We start from the raw sequence: 22724 nt of genomic DNA, 5'->3' as shown, positions 1-22724 counted from the left end.
CCTTATGGAAGACAGTACAAAGAAAAAATCTTTACTCGATAGGTGGAAAAATAGAACAAAAAAAGAAAGTACTAGTTTACAAATAACTAAAGTACCTATTAGTTCTAGCTATACACTATCTAATACCCAACAACGTCTTTGGTTTTTACAGCAGTTAAATCCTGATAATACGTTTTATAATCTATCAGAATATTATTTGTTTAAAGGCAAACTCGATATAGATTTTTTAAAAGAAAGCCTAAACTTGATTTTTGAAAAACATCAAATTTTAAAGTCTTTTTATCCAACTGAAAATGACAAAGCTGTTTTAAAAATTGATGCGCTAGCCAAACTACCAATTACTGTTAAAGACCTTAGTAATCATGCAGAAAACAAGGCGGAATTACAAGCAAAAAACTTTATAAATGAACAGGCAGATTTTACCTTTAACCTGTCCGTTGCTCCTTTAATAAGAGCATCAATTTTAAAATTAAGTAAAAGCAAACACATATTGTTTTTAACCCTGCATCATATTATTGCAGACCAATGGTCAATGGGTATTTTAAAAAAAGAACTTGCCAATAATTACACAAAACTGTCAAGCGGGTTATTACCAGAGATAAACGAAAATACCATCAATTTTGTAGATTATGCACATTGGCAAAATCTCAATCAAAGCTTTGATGTCCAAAAAGCTTATTGGAAAAACAAGCTTTCTGGCGATATTCCATTTTTAAACCTACCAACAGATTTTAATCGTCCAAACACGCCATCATATAAGGGGAAACATCATGTTTTTAACTTTTCAAAAACAAGTTCTTCTCAAATCCTAGATATAGCAAAAAAACTAGAAATCACACCATTTGTTTTGTTTCTAGCGGCGTATTATATATTACTGCAAAAATTTAGTAACCAAGACGATATATTAATAGGCTCACCTGTTTCTAATAGAAATAAAAAAGGATTAGAATCAGTTTTTGGGCTTTTTATTGATACTTTGGTTTTTAGAACATCAGTAAAAAAATCACTCACTATTTTAGAATTCATAAAAAGAGTTAAGACGATGTCTATGGAAGCACTTTCAAACAAAGACCTTCCGTTTGATGCGCTGGTAAAAGAATTAAATATTGAGAGATCTTTGGCAACAAACCCGCTTTTTCAAGTTATGTTTGTTTATGCATCAAAACCAGAATATCCATTGTTTGGAAAAGATGTCGAATTACTCGATAGTTTTGAATATAGTCCAGATGTTTCAAAGTTTGATTTGACACTTTTTATAACTGAAAACAACGGTGAATTAAACTCTACTTTTGAGTATGCTACAGATTTGTTTGAAGAAGAAACTATCAACAGATTTCAGCAACATTTAAAACACACTTTAGAGTATGTTGTTGAGCATATCAACAAAACGATTGATACTATTCCTGCACTAATTGAAACCGACAAAAATTTACTTAATTCAAATAATGCAAAACATAAAACTGCTTTTAATGGGTTTAAAAGCATCCATTCTATAATAGAAAATATTGCTAAAAAACATCCTGATAATGTAGCTTTAACCTTTAAAAATAGTGCAATTACATATAAAGAATTAAACGAAAAAGCTAACCGAATCGCCCAAGAAATAATAAAAACTAAAACTGAAAACAGAATTATTGGTTTATGTATCGATCGTTCTTTAAATATGATTATTGGCATGTTGGGCATTTTAAAATCTGGTTGCGCGTATTTACCAATCGATCCCGAATACCCAAAACAGCGTGTTAATTTTATGCTTAAAGATGCTAAAGTTGATAGTATTGTTTCTCAAAATTCGCTTTTAAATCTTTTTAGTGAATTTAAAGGAAACCCTATTTTAATCGATAAAATTGATAGCTCACAAAATGATAATACTATTGAATTACCAATAGTAAAAGGGACCGATTTAGCCTATATAATTTACACTTCGGGCAGTACAGGCGAACCAAAAGGTGTTCCCATTACCCATACGAATATTATCAATTCCACTGCTGGAAGATTAGATTTTTACACTGAAAACCCTTCGGCGTTTTTACTCATATCGTCTATTTCTTTTGATAGCTCTAAAGCTGGTATTTTCTGGACGCTTTGCACAGGTGGAAATTTAGTAATTGCAGAAAAACGAATTGAACAAGACCTTGTAAAAATTGTAGATATTATTGAACAGCACAACGTTAGCCACACGCTAATGCTTCCATCTTTATATAAAGTTATATTAGAAAATGTTGATGCTAACAAGCTTAAAAGTTTAACAACAGTTATAGTTGCTGGAGAGGCTTGCCCAAAATCGCTTTGCGAAATTCATTTTAAAACCCTACCCAATGTGTTACTTTATAACGAATATGGGCCAACAGAAGCTTCAGTCTGGTGTATTGCCCATAAAATTGGAATTTCTGATTTAGAAAAAACGCAAATCCCAATTGGAAAGCCTGTTGCAAATGCACAAATTTATTTGTTAGACGACGATAAAAATAAAGTTGCTTTTGGTACTTCAGGTGAAATTTATATTTGTGGCGACGGACTTTCAAAAGGCTATTTAAACAGACCTGATTTATCTAATAAGGTTTTTGTTGAAAGTCCTTTTAACACAAACGAAAAACTATATAAAACAGGCGATTTAGCTAAATACAGAAATGATGGAACTATTGAGTTTTTAGGGCGAATAGACCAGCAAATTAAAATAAGGGGTTACCGCGTAGAATTAGATGATATTGAAAGCACCATAAGCAAAAATACGCTAGTAAATCAAGCCGTTGTTTTAGTAAAACAAGATGAAGACAAACCAAAGCGACTCGTTGCTTATATAATACCAAAGAAACCTTTTAATGAAAATGAATTAAAACTTCAGCTTAAAAAAGTATTACCCGATTACATGATTCCGAGTAGTTTTGTTTTAATTGAAAAAATCCCTCAGCTTCCTAATGGAAAAGTTGACAAAAAATCACTTAGCAAAATTCAAGTTGAACTTAAACCAAGTAACAGCAACCGCGCTGAAAAACCAAAAAACGACATTGAGCAAAAACTACTTAATATCTGGGAAGATATTTTAAATATTAAATCGCTAAGCATTACCGATAACTTTTTTGAAATTGGTGGCGATTCCATTTTAAGTATTCAAATTATAGCAAAAGCACGAAAAGCAGGTTTGGTTATTGCCCCTAATCAATTGTTCGAGCATCAAACCATTTCAGAATTAGCTATGTTTGTGTCTTTAGAAAACGAAACAAGCAAAGTTACCGAGGTAATGGTTATTGGCAAAGTGCCATTAACGCCTATTCAAGAATGGTTTTTTGAAACCCATAAAACGGCTCCACAATACTGGAATCAAATATTTAAAATACAAGATTTACCAAAAACCGCTAATAAAAATTTGCTCTCTGAAATCACAAATCATGTGATAGAAATGCACGATGCACTGCGATTAAGCTTTTATCTAGAAAACAAAAAATGGACTGCTAAAGTTTTAAATCCAACAAATGTTGAAGCTTTTATAACTGTTGATATTTCAAACGAAAATCCTTCAAATTACAATTCAAAAATCGAAACTGTTTTAAAAGACATTCAAGAAAACATAACGCTTGAAAAGGATTGTCTTTTTAAGTGTATTTATTTTGAAACTGGCAATATTGCAACAAACAGCATCTTGCTATTAGCACATCACTTGGTCATAGATTTTGTGTCGTGGCAGATAATTTTAAATAGTTATACTGAAGCTATTTATAACAATAAGCTTTCAGAAAAAAACACTAAAACAGCATCTATTAAAACTTGGGGGAATCATTTATTAGCATTGGCAAAATCAAAAACCATAACCGATGAAATAGATTTTTGGAAAACACAGATAGCAAACAAAATTAACCTCCCAAAAGATTTTGAAGACAAGCCGCCTATATTTGAAAAAGACGTTAGCGACATTTATTTTGAAGTTGAAGAATCAATAACAAACAACCTTATTAATAATGCTAACAATACCTATAATACAAAAATTGACGAATTACTTTTAACTGCTTTGGTTGATGTATTAAGCCTTTGGTGTAACAACAAGAAAATAACACTTGCTATGGAGCGACATGGTAGAGAAACTTTAAATACCGACATCGATTTATCTAATACTGTGGGTTGGTTTACAGCCTTTTTTCCTAAAACATTTAATTTTGAATCGACTACAGATTTAGCTTCAAAAATCATAACAATAAAAGAGCAAATGCGCCAAATACCCAATGGGGGCATAGGTTATGGTTTGCTGCGATATTTAACTTCTAGCTTAGGAAATACTGAATATCCTGAAATTGTTTTCAACTTTTTAGGTAAGCAAAGTACAGGAGATAGTAATATAGAGTTTCTATCAAAAAATACAAGACATACGTTAAGTGAAAGACATTATTATTTAGAAATAAACGCTTTAATTAAAGATGGCATATTAGGTTTAAATTGGAGTTTTTCTAATAAAATACACAAACCTGAAACCATAAAAACTATAATTGGTGGTTTTAATGAAGCTTTAAAAAATATTGTTGCCCATTGCATAAGCTCTAATACTGTAAAATACACACCATCAGATTTTGAAGATGTAGATCTAGATCAAGATGATTTAGATAATCTTCTTAACGATTTAGAGCTTTAATAACATGAAACATGTAGCTATTATAACTTCAGGTTTAGTTGGTATCACCAATGCTAGCCTTAAATTGGTTAAAAAATTAAAAGATGAAGGTTACAAAGTTACATACCTATGCCCTATCGATATTAAAGAAAAAATTGAAAAACATAAAATTGATTATATACAGTTACCAGAAATTAATTTTGATTTTACATTTTTAAAACCAAAAGGAGTTATTTATCATTTTACTCATTTAAAAAGCCAATATTGTAATGGATTTAAGGCGCTAAATTTTGAAGTTTACGAAAAAACCTTATCCGATTTAAAACCTAACTTAGTACTTATTGACGAAGAACTTCACGAACTTATTTTTACGTGTATAAAATTCAATATCCCAGTTAAGTTAATTAGTCAGTTTTTTTGTAGCAGAATGCGCTATAATCTGCCACCAATACGAACAAGTATCATTCCAAAAAACGGATTAAAAGGTAGTCTAATTGGTATACTATATGCTTGGGTATTTTTAAAAATGAAGGTTTTTGGACGAGCTTACTTAAATAAAATTACACTTAAAAATAGCCGAAGATCTATATTGAAAAAGTATGCTAAAAGTATAGGCTTATCTAGAAAAGTGTTAATTTCAAGAAATTTTCCATCGGTATTTATTCATAAATATTTACCTATTTTATCCATGACACTACCAGAATTAGAGTTTCCTCATAGCAAACCTAAAAATATAACCTACATTGGACCTATGGTGTTTGAAAACAATTCTGAAAATTTAAACCTTCCTAATACATTAAAAGCAATTATAGATTCAAAAACAAAAAACAATAAAAAACTCATTTATTGCTCAATAACCACAATGACAGAGACAGGCGACACTAGTTTTGTTAAAAAAGTAATTGATGCTGTTAAAGATGAAAAAAAATGGGAACTCATCATCTCACTTGGAGGAAAATTAAGCTCTAATACTTTCAATAATTTATCAAATAATGTACATGTTTTTAAATGGGTGCCGCAGTTCTATCTTTTAAGCAAAATAGATTGTAGTATTAACCATGGCGGTATTCATACCATAAATGAATGTATAAGCAATAAAGTGCCTATGCTAATTTATTCTGGTAAAAAATATGACCAAAACGGTAATGCAGCCAGAATTGCTTATCATGGTTTAGGTTTGATGGGCGATAAGGACATAGATACTTCAGACGAAATTCATTCAAAAATCAATACTATTTTGAAAAATATTAACTTTCAAAAAGAAATGCTAACTACTTATACGATTTACAAAAGCTATGATGCAAAAAAAATATCTTCATATTTATAAAAACATGTATTATATTGCTGTGAAAAAGAAAAACTATGGTTGATGATTCTAAGGAAAAATCAAAAATTGAAGCTATTTATCCCCTTAGTACAATGCAGCAAGGGATACTGTTTCATCACTTAACTGCAAAAAAAGACCAAGGTTTTTTAAATGTACAGTGTACTTTAGATGGTAATTTAAATATCGATTTCTTAAAACAAGCTTGGGATTTAGCTATTAAGCGCCACCCTATTTTAAGAACTTCTGTACATTGGGAAAAAATAAAAAAGCCTATACAGCTTGTAAAACCTAATGGAAATATTGATTGGAATATTTTAGATTGGACGAATGAAAATGATGAAACCCAACAACAAAAGCTAGAAGCATATAAGATTAATAATAAAAATACTGGTCTCAACTTTCAAAAAAAACCATTAGGAAAAGTAAGTTTAATTAAAACAAAAAAAGACTCGCATTACTTGATTTGGTGCTGCCATCATTTGCTATTAGATGGTTGGTCTTCTAGCATAATCTTAAAAGATATATTTACATTTTACGATGCACTAGCTAATAATAAAAATGCTTTATTAGAGCCAATACCTAGTTATAAATCTTACCTCAATTGGTTAAAGGAAACCGATACAAATGCCGCTAAAAATTTCTGGACAAAAACATTTAGAGATTTTAAAAACCCTTTTTTATTCAATAAAAAAAATACAGCACTAAATACAACTGTAAATAATCATATCAATTTATCGACTGAAACTAGTCAAAAAGCACAAGCTTTAGCAAAAACAAATCAAGTTACTTTAAATACTTTGTTTCAAGGTTTGTGGGCTTTAATAATATCAAAATATTCAAATACTAAAGATATTACATATGGAAATACGGTTTCGGGCAGATCGGGTGATTTTCCAAATATAGAGCTATTAGCAGGTATGTTTGCTAATGTACTACCAGTAAGAACTTTAATAAAGTTTAATTTAAGTACTAAAGATTGGCTTACAAGTATACAAACGCAACAATTAGAAGCTAGAAAATATGAGCAGTTTACTACAGGAGAAATAACTGAATGGATTGATAGCAGTTCTGAAAACCTTTTTGATAGCCTTTTTATTTTTGAGAATTACCCTTGGGACGATATAAAAGCTGGAAATATTACTGTACACAGTTCGCAAAGTGGTATAACAACAACGTATCCGTTAACATTAACTGTAAAAACTGGTGACATTATTGAAATTTATTTATTCAGTGATGAATCGATTTTTTCAGATGACATAAATCATTGGATTTTAAACCGATTTGAAGAAATAATTAATCTTCTTTATAATAATCAATCCATAACAATTGAATCTATATTAGAAAATATAACCCCAATAAACTCTAATATATTTAATGAAACCATTGAAAAAACTAATGATGCAAGTCAAATAGTTAGTCCAAAAAATAAAACACAACTAGAGCTATTAAAAATTTGGGAAAACTTACTCAATAAAAATAATATTAGTATTACCGATAATTTCTTTGAAATAGGTGGAAAATCGTTATTAGCTATAAAGATGTTTACCCTAATTGAAAAAAAGCTAAAAATAAAAATATCACCAATCACCTTACTTGAATACCCAAATATTGAAGCACTTTCAAAATATATTATTGAAGATAAAAATAATGCCCCTTGGAATTATGTTGTACCCATAAAAACCTCAGGAAGTAATAAGCCCCTATTTTGTATTCATGGTGGTGGTGGCTATGTTTTTTTCTTTAACCCAATTGCTAATGCTTTAGACAAAGAAACACCTGTTTATGCCATACAGCCATCTGGCATAAGTGGTAATGAAAAAATGCACCAAAACATTGAGGAAATGGCAAAGGATTATGCTAAAGAAATTAAGGATATTCAACCTAATGGGCCATACAATTTACTTGTGTATTGTTTTAGTCCAGCAGTAGGTATTGAAATTGCTGATGCTTTTAAAAAACAGGGAGACACTACAAACCTTATTGTTATAGATAGTATTATTAAACAAGAAGATTTCACAGATCCAACACGTATAAAAATGCGCCTTTCGGGTTTTTTTAAGCGACTAACTAGCAACCCAATTAGTGCAATAAAGCTAATGATTTCGAATAATTATGAGCGTTTTATAGAACCAACAGTTATCCAATTGTTTGCCTCTTCAAATAAAAAAAATCTTGAAAAAATAAAACAAAATTTAATACGGATTTACAAACTTTACAAATGGGATAAAAAGCATCCTGGTGTTACAAACTTAATTTTAACCGAAAAACCAGATAAAAAGTTAAACCCAACTTATATTAATGCTTGGAACAGCATTACTACACAAGATGTTAATGTGTTGTTTACAGAAGGGGTGCACCATCAACTATTTAGCTCGCCACATGCAGATTTATTGGCAGAAAAAATAGAGAAAGTAATGATTCAAGATAATTAATACCATGTTATCATTAATAAAAGTCAAGCCTTTATTAGCTAATAGAGTCCATGTATGGCATGTTAATTTTGGCAAGCAATCAGATAATATCTCTTTTTTTTTAAACTTGCTTTCTGACAATGAAAAAGAAAAAGCTTCAAAATTTCGTTTTAAAAAAGACCAAAACCAATTTATTATTTCGCGTGGAGCATTACGCATTTTAAGTGCAGCTTATTTGGATATGAATGCAAAAGAAATTGAATTCAAATATGGCGAATATGGTAAGCCTGAATTTGATTTTAATTCAGATTTAAAATTTAATGTCTCTCATTCTGGTAACCTAGGCGCCATAGGTTTTGTTAAGAGTTTTGATATTGGTATTGACGTTGAAAAGATTAAAAATGATTTTGATGTATTGGAAATCGTTTCAAATTATTTTTCAGAATTAGAAATTGAAACTTTAAAAAAACTACCTAAAGAAATGCATACTGAATATTTTTATAGATGCTGGACGCGAAAAGAATCCTTTATAAAAGCCAAATCTTTAGGGCTTACATTTCCCCTAGACTCATTTTCTGTATGTATAAATTCAGATAAAAAAACAGAGCTATTAGAAACTAAATGGGATATAAAAGAAAAGAACTTATGGAAATTATTTACTTTTTCTCTAAAAGAAAATTACATAGGTGCTGTTTCAATAAAAGGTAATATTAAAAGTATAAATTATTATAATTTTACATTAGCTGAAAACCAAAATTAAATTAATTTTTGGTAAAACCGATGTTATCAATTGTAATAACTCCCTTTTGTGTTTTATTAAATAAAAATTGAATATTAGTGATTTTGTCAAAATCTATCTTTGAATTAATTTTAATTAGATCTTTCAACGGAAAAGAATAAGTTTGCATCATTGGTATAGATTTAAAATCATTTGTAATAAAATCTGTCTTCATAATTGCATGCTTAAGTCCAATTTGCAAATATGAATAATCACTTAGTAAGAAAGTTACTTTTTTACCTTCAATATCTGATAAAATAATAGAAAAGTCTATCAATTTTTGTTTCAATAGATGATTTTTAGAAAAATCACTTTTATTTAATGCTTCAACTTTTTCTTTATTTTTAGATGCAATTTGCAACAAAGATTCATGGTTATCTCTAGAGTCTCTAATTGAAAAAGTGAATACTGAATTTGTATTGATATTTTTTATACTTACAGGAAAGTTAATATTAAAATAAGGTTTTTCTTTTTTTAATAAATTTTCTGTTTCATTCCATCCTAAAACTAAAGCCTTACTGCCTCTTTTATACTTTTTTTCTTTCCATAAACTTAAGTTTTTAGAAGAAATTATGCCTGAGTTAGTAGTTGTTGTAGATAAATCAAAATCTTCATCAAAAGTACACAGATAGTGGCTGTTAGAGTCTTCAAATTCATTCATTAAAACAATATCTGGAACCCATTCTCTAAACAATGGAGTTATTTTGAATAGAGGCAGATATGCCTTACTCTCCTTTAAGGTTGCATCTAGAAAACCAGATATATAAACTTTTGCTATCTGTTGTTGGTTCTTTTCAGACATCAATCCTTTTAAATTTAATAGCTTTGAAAATGGACTATAGGAATCTTTGTTTCCCCAAGTCGAATTAAATTGTCCGTGATTAGCTCCATCTATTAAAATTGCAGACTTAATATGATATAAACTATCTGTAAAATTAATTCTACCAAATTGTTTTAAACCCATAAAGTCTGTAACTTCACCATCATGAGTACCATGAATACTTAAATAATTAATATTTTCTAATTTGGTGTAATCGTTTGAAGGTTTATATTGACCATCAACTGCTCCAATAGCTAAAAGAGATTTGATTCTATAATTGTAATCGAATTTTATTAAGGCATTATCAGGATAGTATGGTAATTTATTAATTAGTGCTGCGTGAGATATAGCCTCTCCTCCTCTAGAATGACCAATTAAAGCTATATTATTTGTGTCTATTTTTTGATAGAACATATGTTCGCTATCTTTATTCCATGCATGCCATAATTTTAAATGCTCCAACAAAATAATAGCCCGTGCATCATTTTCTTCAAATAAAACACCCGAAGTATAAGACCATAATACATTAATAAAATTTTGATCTACAGAAACAACAACATAACCTCGAGAAGATAATAGTTGTCCTAAATAGCCATAACCTCCATCTGAATGGTCTTGCATAGGGTGATCACCATGAATTATTAGAACTAATGGGAATTTGCCTTTAGTTTTCGGGCACCAAACACGACCATTTAGGGGTATTTTAGTAGCATCAAACCCCCAGTATTTAGTTCTCCACCATCCGTTAATACCACTCCAATTACCAATAAAATTATTGCAATTTATCGATGTTGTTTTTATATTAACGTTAGCACCAAATTCTAATCTATTCTTATCATTTCCACTTCCATAAGTAATTTCTTCTACCTCGTAATTGCCTTTAACAGCAGGGGAACTTATTTTTATTTTTCTATCCATTGAAAAAGAGGCCGCATTAATGGTTTCTTTCATTTCAAAGCCAGGAATTGAATAAAACCATATTGCAATAGAACTCAAAGACATCGCTAATATTATTCCTAAACAAGAAATAGTCTTTATAAATAGAGAATAACTAGAAAATTTGTTTCTAGAAAAAAGGTAAATTAGTGATCCTATAAGTGTAAAAAAAAAGAGTAAAAAAGCTACAATAATAGGATCTCTTTCTGAGACCATAAATAATATTGGAGCAGAAACCACTATTGCAGCTCTAAATAATTTTGGAATATAGATAACTTTATCAAAAATCCAGTTTAAAATAATAGCAAATAGAACTAATACTAGAAAAATACTGGCAAATCTTAAATACATCCATGATGCATTTACCTCAATAACCAGCATAGTAGTATATACAAATAATAATAGGCTTGTTGTAATTAATATTACTTTAGAAACAATATTGAAGTAATCATTGCTTTTTTGTAAAAACATGAAAAATTGATCAAACCATTTTTCCAAAATGTGAAAGTGTTTTTTCATAATTCATAAATATATGAAATGCGAGTCTACCAAACATAAACAAAGAAAAGAAAATACAACGAATCTTAGTTACTAATTTTAGTAACCAAGGCTTACATTTCCCCTAAACTCGTTTTCTGTATGTATAAATTCAGACAAAAAAAACAGAGTTATTAGAAACTAAATGGGCTGATACTGAAAAACACAAATGGAAATTATTCACCTTTTCACCTTTTCACCTCAGCTAAATTATATTGGTCCTATTTCAATTTAAGGCAATGCAAATGCAATTAAATATTTTAATTTTAATAATATCTAATCGTAACTAAGTGATTTACGTACCGCACTTTGTGTACAAGGACAATTACTAATACCTTGTAAAAAGTCTATACCAATAGTAATAACATGTGTTCCTGAATTAAACCTTGCTAAATCGTTAATGGTTACTTGGTAAGCATAGCCAAAGTACCATTGAGATTTTTTAAACCCAGCCATTGGACCAATATTTAGTGGTTTAAAAAATTGGTCGTTAAGAAAACGATAAGATATTCCTGCCCAATAATAATCGTCGTTTTTATTATATTTTCTAAACTTAAAGTTTAAATCTGTTGCTGAACGTTTATCACTACTAAACATTTGATAGAAGATTGAAGGCTCGTACTCTAATCCGCTTTTTTTAGGACCTCTAAAAGTAAATCCACTATAAACTTGATAGTTTAAGAGTAGGTTTGGTTCTAAATTTCTTATTGAGCTATCAAAATCTTTATCTAATACATTATTAGCATTAAAACTTAAAAAGAACCCTTTATACCTATAAAGTGCACTTACATCAAAGTTATGGTTTGATGTTCGTCTATCATCCGTAACAAAAGGATCTATTACTGGGTTTTCATAACCTGTATTAAAATTATTAATATCAATTCTGAAGTTATTTAAGTTATACGAAATACCAAAAGACAAATACTGCTTCGAATAATAATCTAAAACTAAATGATGAGCAAACGAAAATTTAGCACCAGTTTGGATGGTATTTCCATTTCTATCATTATATAAAGATATACCAATACCTGAACGATCTGCAATTCTAAAATCGCCATAAATAGATTGATTATCTGGAGCACCTTTTATACCAACCCATTGAGTTAATCCATTAGCTCTAATTTTTAAATTATCACCAATGCCAGCATATGCTGGAGATATAACAAACTCATTATCTGCTAAGTATTGAGTAAAAACAGGCAAATTCAACTCTTGACCGTAACTAAATGTCACCGTTATAAAAAGTAGATATATGATTCGTTTTTTCATTTTATATTAAGTTTTGAGGGTTTTATCGGTAAAGTGTAAAATGACCAACAAATTCTCGATTATCTCTATTATCATTCAATCTTACAACATACCAGTAATCGCCAGTAGGAAGCTCGACACCATTATATGTTCCATCCCATTTTTGTCCCACTCGTAGGGTTACCACTTTACGCCCATATCTATCAAAAATATCGAATGTCATGTCTCTATATTGATCCGTACACCCTGGGCCCCATTCATCTTGAACACCATCATTATTAGGTGTGAAATAATTAGGAATACAAACATCGATATATTCAAAATATCTTGTTGCAGTGGCAAAACACCCATTAGTATCTGTAACTGTTACAGTATAATCGCCTGATTCATAAATTAGGAATGTATTTGTAGTTCCGTAAGACACACCATTAAGTGTAAATTCGTAATCGCCTGTACCACCAGTAGCTATTGCTACAATTTCATTTAATGCGCCATCTTCTAAAACCAATACCAACGGATCGTAAGCCGTAATATCAAAAGTATCGGTTCTTTGTATACATCCGTTTGTATGTCTTACATCTACATAATGATCTAATCCTGGTGGAACATTAGTAAATATATTGCTTGCTTGGTATGTTCCGCCATTAAACGAATAATCTAAATCTGATGGATTTACACTAGCATCAACAGTTACTGTAACCGTATTGGTTGATAGGTTATTTATACAACCAAAATCTACCTCAACCGTTGGATCGATTAATACAGATGGTGGGAAAGTGATGTTCCATTCAGATTCACATCCTTGAGCATCTCTAACATAAACTATGTGGTCTCCACCAGCTAATCCTGTAAAGTCAAACTGTGCTTGTGTTAATGTTCCTGTAGTATATGTTCCGTTAATATCATCTAAACTTACGCTATACGGTAAAGTTCCTCCAGATATTTCAATACTAAATTCACCATCTAAATCGCCATTACAAATCTCAGGAATAATGGAATTTGGAACAATAGTTAGTGTTACTGGTATAGGTTGAGCAATAGTGAAATCTAAAATAACAAAACAGCCTAATTCATCTTGAGCAATAGCCTGATAAGTTCCGGGAGCCAAATCTTCAAAAATAGGTGAATCAAAAAACTGATTCAATTGTGGCGAAATGGCATATTTTATAACACCAGTTCCACCTGAGGCGGTAATCGCCATAATGCCATCATTGCTTCCTGTACAAGTAACATCAGTTACTGTAAAGCTAGCTGATAAAGGATTTGTAGGTTCTGTAATAGACACTTGTGCCGATGTTGTTAAACAATCACCACTATCTACCTGTACTTGGTAAGTACCTACAGGCAAATTGGTAAACACACCTGGACTACTTTGTACTGGTATTGGAGTAATATTAGTTCCTGTTCCATCTTGTAAATTATATATGTAACTGCCTAAACCACCTTCTGCTGTAGCGATAATTACACCTGTATTATCACCTGCACAATTGATTGAAGCATTTGTAATATCTAAATTAACCATTAGTGTAGGTAATGGATCAATTGTGATTTCGTTTGAAACAGACGATACACAACCATTAGCATCCCTAACATAATACATATATATTCCTGGAGTTGCACCAGTAATTGTTATAGAAGAAGTAAAAGTACCTAAAACCGCTGTAAAAGAAGCAGAATTACTATACTCATATGTTCCTGTGCCTCCAGTTGCACTTAATGTTAATGCGGCATCTGTTGTACACGTTGGTGTAGTGGCTGCCACTAAACTTGCTTGTATTGGAGTTGGCTCTGTGATAACCAAATTAGTTGAAGTAAATGTACAGTTATAGCCATCTGTAACAGTTACATTGTAAGTTCCTGCTGCTAAATCATTGAATACATTTGATGCTTGCGGACCAGATGTACTTGCTGTTGGAGAAATCATATTCAATGTATATGAATAGTTACTTCCTTGTCCTCCACTAGTAGCACTTACTGTTATGGTTCCGTTTGTATCACCAAAACATGATAATAGAGGTGTATTTACTGCAACAGTAGCTGTTATTGGTGGTGGAATAACCAAAGTTACTCCATCAGATGCTATACATCCACCAGCATCTCTAACATTAACTGTGTAAATACCTGCTGATAAATTGGTAAAGGTACCGTTTGGAGAATATGCCACTGTTGATGCTCCTGTTAATTGATATTCATATGATCCCCGACCACCACTTGCAACGGCAGTAATCGTTCCAATATTATCATCACATGTTACATTAGATGTTTCGGATGCAACAACCGTTAATGCTTCAGCTGGTGAAGGAATTATTACGCTTCCTGAATTTGAACAAAAAGGACTAGCTGTTTCTGTTACAACTACTGTATAACTACCAGCTAATAAACCTGTTACTGCTTGAGGATTTGTAGAAGTATTAGCAGGTACAATACCAAAAACTGAAACGCTTGAACTATCGAATACTTCATAGGTATATGGTCCTGAATAACCACTAATATCGATCTCTAAAGTACCATCTAAACCTCCAAAACAAGTAACTGCATTGGTCGTTGTAGTAACAACATCAATAATATTGAAAGGCAACACGGTAAATGGCGCAGTTATAATAGAACAGCCTGTATCAATATCATTCACCTGGAAATAATAATCTCCAGGGCTGGTAATAGCAAATATATTTGAGGCTTGTGGTGTTCCGCTTGGTAACATTTGATAACTAAGGTTCCCCGAACCTCCAGTAACTGTAATTGAAACTGTTCCTGTTCCGTTACAATCAATTGGTGTTCCCACAGCTACAGAAGTGGCAGTTATTATTGGCAATGGATTAATTGTAACTGTATTAGTTGCAATACAATTATTAGAGTCTCTTACATAAATATCTATATTTTGAACACTTCCGTTATCGATAATATCGAATAGGTTTGATGCAAAATAATTTACACCATCTATACTATACCTAAATGGTGCAGTCCCTCCGGTTTCTGTTATAGTAAGTGTTGAGGTATCAACCGAATTGTTTAGTGTACAAGCAAAATCTGTTGCAACTCCTGATGCATTTAAAAGAGTTGGTTCTCCTATTACAATATTTTCAGTTGCAGAACAACCTCTTCCAGAGTTCACTTGCACGGTATAAGTTCCAGCAGCTAGTCCTGTAAATATGTTAGATGTTTGTGGCGCTACAACAAAAGGTGCTATAATTTCATAAGTGTAAACAGGATTATCATTAGTTGCTGGTAAATTTACAGTTATGCTACCATCACTATCACCATTACAAGTTACATCGGTTACATTAGCTGTAAAGGTAACTGGTGTTGCAGCATCTAATTCAATATTAGCATCATTAGCACATAAGGTGGTTGTATCTGTGATTCTAACTGTATATGTTCCTGCTGATAGTCCGGAAAAAACATTTGAAGGTTGTGGAGCAACTACTATAGGAGCAATTATTTCGTAAGTATATACTCCAGAGCCTGCAAATCCAGTAACTATAATTTCCCCATCATTATTTAAACATGATGGTAATGCATTAATAGTTGATGAAAGACCTAAAGGGGCTTCAATAGTAATACTTACTAAGTTTCCACAGCCATTAGCATCCTGAACTTCAACGGTATGAATACCTGATGTTAAATTTGAAATTGTAAATGGAGCTGTATTAGCTTGAAAAGCCCCTCCATCTATACTAAAACTATAAGGTCCAACTCCAGGTGTAACTAAATTAACATCCAATTCAAAACTACCTTCTGTAGCCGTACATTCATTGGTTAATATAATATCAATTACAGGTTCTGGATCCATAGGTAATACTATTACAGGGGTAGATCTAATACAGCCATAAGCATCCATAACATGCACGTAATAATTATTTGCATCTCTATAAAACACATTTGCAGACGCCCACGAAGGATCAGTAACTAAAGGTGCTGTAGCTGAAGTTGTTATTTGATATTGATAAGGAGCTGTTCCATCTCTAGCAATAGCACTTATGAGTCCAGAGTTTGAATTACAATTCGCATTATTGTCAACTTGAGCAGTAATACTTAAGTCTATAGCCGATTCATTAATGTTAAATGGAACAGTTACTACAGAACAGCCTGCATTAGAGCCCGTAGTTTCTGTTATCAAAACAAAGTATGTTCCAAAATCTAAACCTCCTAAATTGGACACTGATATAGATGAATTTGCTGGTATGGTTCCAGATCCAGAAATACCTGTAGTTACCAATGAATATAAATGAAATATTTCATAATCAACATCTGTAGAACTGCCATAAGCACTATTCACTGTAAATGACACATTACCATCTGCACTTCCAACACAGGTTATATTGTTTGATGTTAATCCTGTTGCTGTTAAGGTTGAATTGGTAGGAATTGGTGCAGTAGCTGTTTCATAATAACTACATCCAGTATCTTGGTCAAATACAATAAAAGTATAGGTTACACCAGGAATTAAACCTGTAAATGTACCGGATTGACTACCTGGAGTGTCTTCAGGAATCCATGTGCCTGCTGGCGGCACTGGTGGAACAAATCCACGATATATATCAAAGAAAAATGGACCAGAGCCTACTAAAGCCGTTCCAATACTTACTTCGGCCTCTCCTCCTGTAGTACAGTTGGCTGTTGTATTTATTGAAATATCTAAATCATCAGGAGGCGAAGCCACTAAAATATCTTGAACCAAAACAGAACAACCATTAGCATCTACAACATTAACCTGATACAACCCAAAATCAACCACATCAAAAGTTGTAGACGTTGTACCCGTAGGATTTGATTCAGAATCAGAATAACCATTTGTACCAGTTACAAAATAATTATATGGAGCCGTTCCTCCTGTAACGCTATTCACTATAACCGATCCTTTTGAAACGCCAAGGGCGTTACAAGTTATTGGTAAAGATGACGTATTAACTACTATAGCAGATGGTTCTCCAATTGTAATCGTATCTGTATCGGTACACGATTTTGAATCGGTTAAAGTAATGGTATAATTACCTGCAGGCAGACCTGAGGTTTGCGTACCATAATCTGTGCCAGTTGAGTCGTTAACAACATTTATTGTGAATGCAGGTGTTCCTACAGCATTGTTAATAAAAACTTGAATAGCAGCATTTTCATCACCATTACAACGTATAAACTGTGTTTGAGATACCGTAATTTCTGGATAGGTAATCGCATTAATTGTATTTACCGCAGATTGAACAACACAACCTTGAGCATCGGTAATTTGAAATTGATAAGTACCATCTGCTCCCGTTGAATATGCAAAAGGAGTCCCTGTTGTTCCTAAAGGTGCATAGGCTCCACCATTAAAAGAAACTTCATAAGTATAGGGCGCATATCCACCAGTGATGCTTCCTGTAATTACAGCATCAGGTGACACAGTACAATCAATATCTTTAGTAATAACTGTAGAAACAGCTAATGGATTGGCAATAGTTTCTGTTGGAATAGGTATAGTACAACCATAATCATCTCTAACTACAATATCATAATTTCCAGGTGTTAAATTATTAAAAGTATTATTTGACACATATGGACCTCCATTTATACTGTACTCGTATGGCGCCTGTCCTCCAGAGGCATTCACTATTAAAGTTGCTCCATTGGTACCATCATAGCAATAATTTGATGATGCATCAATTGTTGCAGTTGGATTTGTTGGTACATTTAAGGTGAATGTTGTATTCTCCATACATCCATTTGAATCTGTAACTACCGCCGTATAAGTTCCTGTTTGTGTAAGGTTAGTAAATGTATTATTCCCTTGAGGTCCAATAACCGTAGCATCTGGTTGCGCAACTTCATAGGTATATCCTCCCCAACCTCCAGTTGCATTAATAGTTACATTGCCATTTGCATTACTACATGTAATTGGTGTAACTGCTGTCGAAATACTTAATGTTGAAGGTGGTCCATTAACAGTAAGAATTTCAGTTGCTGAACAATTTGTCTGGCTGTCGGTTATTACAATTGTATAATCTCCTGCTAATAATCCTGTTAAATTGATAATTGAAGTTCCAACTGTAGAAGAGCCTCCGTTAATGGTATAATTAAAGTTTGCAGTTCCTAAAATTGTGAATCTTGTAGAACCATCTGAAGCTCCCAAGCAACTAACATCATTCAATACTTGACCCACAATAGTTAATGCCGGCAATGCATCAATGGTATACGATTCGCTATAGATACATTCATTAGCATCTCTTACTTGAAACGTATAAGTATCGGGAGTTAAACCCATAAACACATTTGAAGATTGATACGCTGTTGCAGATGCTGCAGGTGCAATTATTTGATATTCTAAAGGCAATGTTCCTCCAGTTGAGCTAATTGTTACATCTGTAGTTACAGCAGGACAACTTAATGGGGTATTACTAAATGTTAAATCTGTTGGTGGATTTAAAGGGTCTATAGTAATTGGTGCCGTAACAAAAGTACAGTTATTAGCATCTTGAATGGTTACAGTATAAGTACCATCGGTTAATCCCGAAAAGGTTGTTCCTGATTGAAATGTAAATCCGTCAAGGCTATACATATATGGTGGATTACCTCCTGAAACTCCTGAAACTGTTATCACGCCATTAGTTGTACAAGTATATGGAGTTGTTAATGTTGCAGTTCCTGAAATAGCGGTTGATGCTATAATTGTTACTAGTTGTGGGGTCGATAAACATACGTCTGTACCAAAAGTGTACTCAACAACAACATCATAATCTCCAGCAGTTAGTCCTATAAAAACTGGTGAATTAGTAAACGTTACACCGTTATCAATACTGTATCGTAAACTATTCCCGTTAGGGTTTGTTACATTAATGTTTATTGAACCACTATTAACATTGTCAAAACATAAAATATCCGTTTTAGTAACACTAAAATCTGGTGCAGGTGTAGCTTCAACACTAATTGATGCATCTGCAGAACAGTTATTAGAATCTACAACAGTAATATTATAAACACCTGCGCTTGTTACAGGAATTATTGGTGTTGTTTGAAAAACCGTTGTGCTATTTACAAAATAAAAATACGGAGGTGTTCCTCCCATTGGATAGACTGTAATTTCACCATCAGTACAGGTTAAGGGTTGCGTAAGAGCCACTGTTGCTTCTAATAGTGGTGGATTAATAATTTCGACATCTTCGGTATGTGTACAACCATCTTCTGTTAAAATATTGACTGTATAAATTCCTGGATTTAAGTTTGAAAATGTATAGTTGTTATCATTTATAGGTCCCACACTATTTACTAAAGTAGCGCCATCATAAATTGAAAAGAAATATTGCGGACGTACATCATTTGCTGATAATACCACACTACCTAATTCTCCATTACAATAGGGCTGAGTTATAATGGTTGAAACTGTAAAATCGCGTTCTCGTATTTGAACATCAGGAACTGTAAAAACACAAGGATTGGGAGTTACACCAATTTGTTTGATATAAACGGAGTATACACCACCAGTATTTATTGAAAATGTATTATTTGGGTGGTAGTTGATTCCATCAAGGCTATATTCATAGCCATTTGGAACTCCTCCTACAACTATTTCTCCGGGTGTTGTACAATATATATCTCTTGAATTTACAGTTGGTACTAAAAGGTTGGTGTACACATTAAAATAAAATCTATTAAAACACCCACCCGTATAATTTAGTGTTAATCTATATTGTCCTGCAGTATCCACCATGAAATCTGGCCCGATGGCAACCTCACTCCAGCTACATGTATCATCTTCATTAGCACAGTCTTGATTAGTAACAGCAGTACAACTTGATTCGTCTAATTTTTCCCAAATCATTGAAGTGGTATCTGTAATACCCGTTTGAATAAATCGAGAACCATTAGCACCACATAAAAATATATTAGGCAACTCTTTGCCGTCATTCGGACAAATAACAACTTCATCTGCAAACGGAATAACAGGATTAGTTACTCCAGCACCAAATGTAATCACATCAAATCTTTGACTTGTAGATTGACAAGGAGCAATAGCCGTATTACTCACATAATAAGTGCCTGTAGATGTAACTGTTATGGATTGTGTAGTTCCTATCACTGGAGTCCCGCTTGGGCTAGTAGACCAAGAATACTCGTCATAACCATCTCCTGATGTTAACACTGTACTTGCACCACATAGCACTACTTCTTCCTCAAAAGTACAATTTAAATCCGCTAAAAAATTAGTGGCTGCAGGGGTTATTAAACAACCTGTGTTTTTACTAAAACTAGGATCATCAGAAATTGCAAAAGTTGAATTTATAGTCCCGTTATAAGTTACATAGGCTTGGTTACTAATAATATTAGAACAGGCATCATTTAACAAACTGCAAGATGACACCACAGTTACTTTAAATCTAATTTCTTGAACAGGATCATTTTCTTCTACTACTGAATCATCAACACTAAAAATTATTTCTCTTGTTACCGGATTATAACTTTGAACAGATACACCAGGTGGTAATAAATCCATATCAGCTGGATAGTTAAATACCACATTTACGGGAAGAATATCTCTAATAGTTAAATTTGTTGCATCATCGTTTCCTGTATTTTGAAAGCCAATAACATAATTTAATTCATCACCTAGATCAACTAATTGATTCCCAATATCATTTCCAGCTGGGTCTTCAACTACTTTTGTCAAAGTGATTTTTGGTTCAATAATTTCAACAGCAAATGATGTTAAAAACACCCCATAACCATCTCCACTAGTTGTCAATTTTAAATCTCCAGCAGTGGCATTATTGGGTAGAACCGAATTAAGAGGATTTGGCAAATTGAAATTATTAATATCTAGACCAAGAGTATTTAAACTAGCAGGGTTTCTGTTGATAGCATGCACACCATTTCTGGTAATACTTGAATTAAAAAAATTGTTTGCTTGGTTGATAGCATCGCTTAAAACAGTGTAGGTTCCTGATGTACTGGCTTTAAATTGAAAAGAATCTCCACTAATACCTATATCTCCTTCAAGAGCTGCGACACCTATATTAGAATTTACAGGTAAAGGCGCTGGCAAAGTTTGAAATCCCGAAACTGGGATATCCAATTCAGCTCCCCCTTGAACTCCTGCATAACCATCAAAAGTAGAAATAAATTTACTTGGTAATAATGGATTTTCATAAATGACTACAAGTGTCCATCCTGCAGAGCACCCTCCTCTTCTTACACCTCTAGTAGCTCTTAAATTGGCAACCGTATATTCTCCATCCGCTTCAGTTAACCCTTGAAGTAAGTTAGTAACATTCTTGTAGCAAATAATTGGTGAATCTTTAAATGAATTGGTAACACCTGCTCCATAATACTCATATCCATCAAAAATAATATCATCCTCTTCTCCAACTGGGTCAGAATCATTGTCTGCCACCAAATCAATAAAACCACCCGTTGGAAGCTTAAATTTTATTTGATTCCAATCTTCAATTCTAGGAGTTCCTTCAAACTGTACACTTCTATTAGTGGCCACTTCAAGTGGGTAAACTGATGCCCAATACAAACCTGCATATAAAATTCTTTTACAATCATTATCTATAAGTAAATCTGCACTACTAGAACTAAATATAGAAGGATCTCCCCCACTTGCTACATTAATATAAACGCCTTCATTATTGTTATTTATTCCTGTGCCATTATAAGGCAAAGGCAAATCCTTGGCTGTAACAATACCATTACCAATTAACACGATATCTCCTTTAACCTCTATACTTCCTCCTGGAAGTCTAGGTGAAAAAGGGACAGGTAGTTGGGCAAAAACATAATTACTACAAAACAGAGTAATAAACAATAAAAAAACAATTCCTTTGTTTACATAAGTAGTTTTTTTCATGGTTGATTATTTTTTTTAGTATTTCTTTTTATTTGGGGTAAAAAAAGAAATATTCAAGCTATGCTAAAAACCATTAAAGTAATCCTAATACTACTAAACATGTATTTCGTCTATTTTTAATGATTTTTAACGGTATAAATATCGTAAAAAAAAATGTAATAGATATGATGTTACACAATAATTTATGCAGTTAATCGCTGAATTACTCACTTAAACTTAATTTAATTATATTTTTGTAATCTTTTAA

7 protein-coding genes are annotated in these 22724 nt (G+C 32.3%); 4 read left to right on the top strand and 3 right to left on the bottom strand.

Translation table 11 applies throughout. The features are described 5' to 3' along the window. The first annotated feature begins 4 nt into the window (after window positions 1-4). The 4 genes from L3X37_RS06605 to L3X37_RS06590 are packed head-to-tail and all read left to right on the top strand — an operon-like array spanning window position 5 to window position 9098. Complete coding sequence (locus tag L3X37_RS06605) at window positions 5-4621, top strand: non-ribosomal peptide synthetase (protein ID WP_237239378.1); 4617 nt, start codon at window positions 5-7, stop codon at window positions 4619-4621. A 4-nt stretch (window positions 4622-4625) separates the two neighbouring features. Then, a complete protein-coding gene (locus tag L3X37_RS06600) occupies window positions 4626-5927 on the top strand; it encodes a nucleotide disphospho-sugar-binding domain-containing protein (RefSeq protein ID WP_237239377.1) in 1302 nt (433 codons plus the stop codon). Between the two features lie 35 nt (window positions 5928-5962). Next, window positions 5963-8359, top strand: a complete 2397-nt coding sequence (locus L3X37_RS06595; protein WP_237239376.1) for a condensation domain-containing protein — start codon at window positions 5963-5965, stop codon at window positions 8357-8359. Window positions 8360-8363: 4 nt separating this feature from the next. After that, window positions 8364-9098, top strand: coding sequence for a 4'-phosphopantetheinyl transferase family protein (locus L3X37_RS06590; RefSeq protein WP_237239375.1), 735 nt, complete (start codon window positions 8364-8366; stop codon window positions 9096-9098). 1 nt (window position 9099) lies between these two features. On the opposite strand, the gene L3X37_RS06585 is transcribed toward L3X37_RS06590, so the two are convergent. The 3 genes from L3X37_RS06585 to L3X37_RS06575 form a co-directional block, all read right to left on the bottom strand. Further along, window positions 9100-11391, bottom strand: a complete 2292-nt coding sequence (locus L3X37_RS06585) for an alpha/beta hydrolase (RefSeq protein WP_237239374.1) — start codon at window positions 11389-11391, stop codon at window positions 9100-9102. Window positions 11392-11685: 294 nt separating this feature from the next. Then, window positions 11686-12678 (bottom strand): PorP/SprF family type IX secretion system membrane protein, encoded by a 993-nt coding sequence (locus L3X37_RS06580; protein ID WP_237239373.1) that lies wholly within the window; start codon window positions 12676-12678, stop codon window positions 11686-11688. A gap of 22 nt (window positions 12679-12700) precedes the next feature. Further along, window positions 12701-22477, bottom strand: coding sequence for a T9SS type B sorting domain-containing protein (locus L3X37_RS06575; protein ID WP_237239372.1), 9777 nt, complete (start codon window positions 22475-22477; stop codon window positions 12701-12703). Window positions 22478-22724 lie beyond the last annotated feature (247 nt).

Source organism: Wocania arenilitoris, from assembly GCF_021728535.1.
Lineage (GTDB): Bacteria > Bacteroidota > Bacteroidia > Flavobacteriales > Flavobacteriaceae > Wocania_A > Wocania_A arenilitoris.
The sequence above is the reverse complement of the archived record's forward strand: the minus strand, read 5'-3'. Positions and strand labels throughout refer to the sequence as shown.

What these genes read in the sequence shown, in the direction of transcription:
- L3X37_RS06590 (WP_237239375.1), top strand. Translation starts at nt 8,364, where the DNA reads ATGTTATCATTAATAAAAGTCAAGCCTTTATTAGCTAATAGAGTCCAT.
- L3X37_RS06600 (WP_237239377.1), top strand. Translation starts at nt 4,626, where the DNA reads ATGAAACATGTAGCTATTATAACTTCAGGTTTAGTTGGTATCACCAAT.
- L3X37_RS06605 (WP_237239378.1), top strand. Translation starts at nt 5, where the DNA reads ATGGAAGACAGTACAAAGAAAAAATCTTTACTCGATAGGTGGAAAAAT.
- L3X37_RS06580 (WP_237239373.1), bottom strand. Translation starts at nt 12,678, where the DNA reads ATGAAAAAACGAATCATATATCTACTTTTTATAACGGTGACATTTAGT.
- L3X37_RS06585 (WP_237239374.1), bottom strand. Translation starts at nt 11,391, where the DNA reads ATGAAAAAACACTTTCACATTTTGGAAAAATGGTTTGATCAATTTTTC.
- L3X37_RS06595 (WP_237239376.1), top strand. Translation starts at nt 5,963, where the DNA reads ATGGTTGATGATTCTAAGGAAAAATCAAAAATTGAAGCTATTTATCCC.
- L3X37_RS06575 (WP_237239372.1), bottom strand. Translation starts at nt 22,477, where the DNA reads ATGAAAAAAACTACTTATGTAAACAAAGGAATTGTTTTTTTATTGTTT.